Annotated in this window: 3 protein-coding genes; all 3 read left to right on the forward strand. The window is 40.7% G+C overall.

The window, feature by feature from the left end; all coding sequences use genetic code 11:
• Positions 1 to 654: 654 nt before the first annotated feature.
• The 3 genes from gmd (at position 655) to HMPREF9073_RS03800 (ending at position 3699) form a co-directional block, all read left to right on the forward strand.
• Positions 655 to 1812 (forward strand): GDP-mannose 4,6-dehydratase, encoded by a 1158-nt coding sequence (gene gmd / locus HMPREF9073_RS03790; protein ID WP_009412673.1) that lies wholly within the window; start codon positions 655 to 657, stop codon positions 1810 to 1812.
• A 2-nt stretch (positions 1813 to 1814) separates the two neighbouring features.
• Positions 1815 to 2885, forward strand: a complete 1071-nt coding sequence (locus tag HMPREF9073_RS03795; protein ID WP_009412674.1) for a GDP-L-fucose synthase — start codon at positions 1815 to 1817, stop codon at positions 2883 to 2885.
• A 250-nt stretch (positions 2886 to 3135) separates the two neighbouring features.
• Positions 3136 to 3699, forward strand: a complete 564-nt coding sequence (locus tag HMPREF9073_RS03800) for a hypothetical protein (protein ID WP_009412675.1) — start codon at positions 3136 to 3138, stop codon at positions 3697 to 3699.
• The last annotated feature ends 157 nt before the right edge of the window (positions 3700 to 3856 follow it).

Raw genomic sequence — 3856 nt, forward strand, 5'->3', positions numbered from 1 at the left:
TTCAGCGTCAGGTGAAAATTCGTGAGATAATTATAAATAAAGACTTTCACACTCCCTAATTCGTGAAAATTCGTGAAATTCGTGGGAGATTAAAAATATTTCGCCTGCTTGTTAGATAAATTCTTAACAACACTCAGTTCGGTATAATAGACATTATAATTCACCGTCAGGTGAAAATTAGTGAGATAATATAAAATAAAGTTTTACACACTCCCAAATTCGTGGAAATAAAGACTTTTATGCACTCCCTATTTCTGAAAATTCGTGTAATTCGTGGGAGATTAAAAATATTCCACTGATTGTTAAATAATTACTTATGCCGAACTCACATTAATATAACGTCAGTTCGATATAACAGAATATTGATTTACAGCTTTATAACATAATATATTCACAATATAAACCACCTCAGGTGAAATTCGTGAGATAATATAAAATAAAGTTTTACACACTCCCAAATTCGTGGAAATAAAGACTTTTATGCACTCCCAATTTCGAAAGACTTTTATACTTCCAATTTCGTGAAAATTCGTGAAATTCGTGGGCAAGGGCAGTCAATACCTACTAAAAAATATCTACAAAAAGTATCTTTATCTCCAATATTTTTCGTAACTTCGCCCCTTGAACAATCTCCTTTATTACACCAATAATAAAATGACAAAAAAAGCACTCATTACAGGTATCACAGGGCAAGATGGTGCCTATCTCGCCGAATACCTCCTCAAAAAAGGATATGAAGTACACGGTATGAAACGCCGATCATCCCTCTTCAATACCGACCGTATCGACCACCTCTACCAAGACCCTCATTTAGAACACCGCAATCTCATCCTACACTACGGCGACCTTACCGATAGTATGAATATCACACGCCTTGTCCAAGAGGTACAACCCGATGAAATCTACAACCTCGCAGCGATGAGTCACGTGCACGTGAGTTTTCAAACACCCGAATACGTAGGTAACGCCGATGGTCTGGGCACATTGCGCATCCTCGAAGCTGTACGCCTCTTGGGGCTTACCGAAAAAGCGCGTATCTATCAAGCTTCTACTTCTGAACTTTACGGTTTGGTACAAGAAGTACCTCAAAGTGAACGCACTCCTTTCTATCCGCGTTCACCTTATGCAGTAGCTAAATTGTATGCCTATTGGATTACTGTCAATTACCGCGAAGCCTATAATATGCACGCCTCTAATGGTATCCTCTTCAACCACGAATCTCCTATACGCGGTGAAACTTTCGTAACCCGCAAAGTAACCCGTGCGCTCAGTAGGGTAGCTTTGGGTATGCAGGATAAGTTCTATATGGGTAACCTCAGCTCTCAACGCGACTGGGGGCACGCCAAAGACTATATCAAGGCGATGTACCTCATCTTGCAACAACCCGCTCCTAGCGATTATGTAATTGCTACAGGTATCACTACCGCCATCCGCGATTTTATCACAATGGCTGCCAAAGAAATAGGTCTCACTATCGAATTTAAAGGCGAAGGCGTAAACGAAAAAGGCTATATCACAGCAGTAGATACTTCTGTTTTCAGCGAAAAAGTAGGCGAAAAGTACCTCAGTGCCATACGCGAACGTATTGCCAATAACCCCGAAGTGGTAAATGTAGACCCTCAGTATTTCCGCCCTACCGAAGTAGATTTGCTCATCGGCGACCCTACCAAATCGCAAACCGTTTTAGGTTGGAAACCTGAGTATGACCTTAAAGGACTGATTGAAGATATGATGCGCTCGGATATCAAACTCTTCAAACGCGATGCTTACCTCAAAGAAGGTGGCTTCACTGTAATGAATTACTTTGAATAACAATGAATAAAAACGCTAAAATATATGTTGCAGGACACAAAGGTTTAGTGGGTTCTGCTATTTGGAAGAATCTTTCTCAAAAAGGATATACCAATTTGATAGGCAGAACAAGTGCCGAACTCGACCTACGTGATGCACAAGCCGTCGCTCAATTCTTTAAAGATGAAAAACCCGATTATGTCTTCTTGGCTGCTGCCAAAGTAGGGGGCATTATGGCTAACAACACCTATCGCGCCGATTTTATCTACGAAAACCTGATGATTCAAAACAATGTGATTCATTCGGCTTACGAAAATAAGGTGAAAAAATTACTGTTCTTAGGGAGTACTTGTATCTACCCTAAGGAAGCACCCCAGCCTATGAAAGAAGACTGTTTGCTCACCTCTCCGTTAGAATATACCAATGAACCCTATGCTATTGCCAAGATTGCAGGCATCAAGCTATGCGAGAGTTACAACCTGCAATACGGCACTAATTATATTGCTGTAATGCCTACCAATCTCTATGGGCCTAATGATAATTTTCACCTCGAAAATTCTCACGTATTGCCAGCGATGGTACGCAAAATACACTTAGCAAATGCCTTGCTTAAAAATGATTGGGAAGCAGTAAAAACAGACCTCAACAAGCGTCCGGTAGAAGGAATAAGTGGTAAAAACAGCCAAGAAGAAATAAAAACAATCTTATCAAAATATGGTATTACAGCCAAAACAGTTACGCTATGGGGTACGGGCACTCCTTTGCGTGAGTTCTTGTGGAGTGAAGATATGGCCGATGCTTGTGTGTTTCTAATGGAACGCATCAATTTTAAAGATATATATCCTGCTAATGCCAAAGAAGTCCGCAACACCCATATCAATATTGGTACGGGTAAGGAACTTTCTATCAAAGAACTCGCCTATATGATAAAAGAGACCATTGGCTATCAAGGAAAAATAGTCTTCGATAGCACCAAACCTGACGGCACAATGCGCAAACTCACCGACCCCAGCAAGTTACACCAACTCGGGTGGCAACACTCTGTTGAACTCCAAGAAGGCATCAAACTGATGTATGAACATTATTTGTTGTAAATCAATCTCATATCTGTACTACTCTGTTACAACCCTGTTACCCCTTGTTACAACTTTTTGCACACACGCAAAATTCGCCGCAATTTTGCACCGTAAAAGTTAGGAAATAAAGTTCAGAAATGAAATAGGAAATAGAATAGTGGTCAGCCCCTCTGGACAGGCTGACGTGTCCAGCACTATCCCCTATCCACTATTCACTATTCACTATCCCCTAACCCCTAATTATTAACAACTTTAAAATCAAACAAAAATGGCAAAAAGTATTAACAACATCGTAACAGAAGGCCTTTCTGGTCGAATCGGAAAACAAATCGTTTTCAGTCAACGCAATGGTGAAACCATCGTCTCTAAATTCCCAGTGCGTACCAAAAAACCAACCGCTAAACAAATAGCTCAACAAACCAAATTCTCAAGTGCTATCGCCTACGGTAAAAACGCTTTGCAGGACAATTCTCTCAAAGTACTCTATACCACCGAAGCTCAGAAACGAAAAGGCGTATCTGCTTACAACCTCGCTGTCGCCGATTTCCTCAAAGCTCCAGTGATTGAAAACGTAGATGTCTCAGCTTATAAAGGGGCTGCCAGCGGCGAAAAAATAACCATCACCGTCACCGATAATTTTAAGGTAACCACTGTGAAAGTCGCAATTATAAACAGCGATGATACCCCTGTTGAACAAGGTGAAGCAACCCTCTTAGAAGGCAAATGGATCTATAGCACCACCGCTACTAACGCCGCCCTCTCTGGCGATAAAGTAGTCGTAACGGCTACCGACCGTCCTGGTAACAAAACCGTAAAGGAAACAACCCTCTAATCACAAATTGTTATTATAACAACAATTAGAAAAACAATAGGCTCATCTCCCATCAAAAGATGAGCCTATTATACTTCTGTTTTCCACACACCTGTAGCTTACACTTTTAACATCAGTCCGATATAAAAAACCTCAGTTCGGAATAATAGAGCATTAT

The sequence above is a fragment of the Capnocytophaga sp. oral taxon 326 str. F0382 genome, assembly GCF_000318295.1.
Taxonomy (GTDB): domain Bacteria; phylum Bacteroidota; class Bacteroidia; order Flavobacteriales; family Flavobacteriaceae; genus Capnocytophaga; species Capnocytophaga periodontitidis.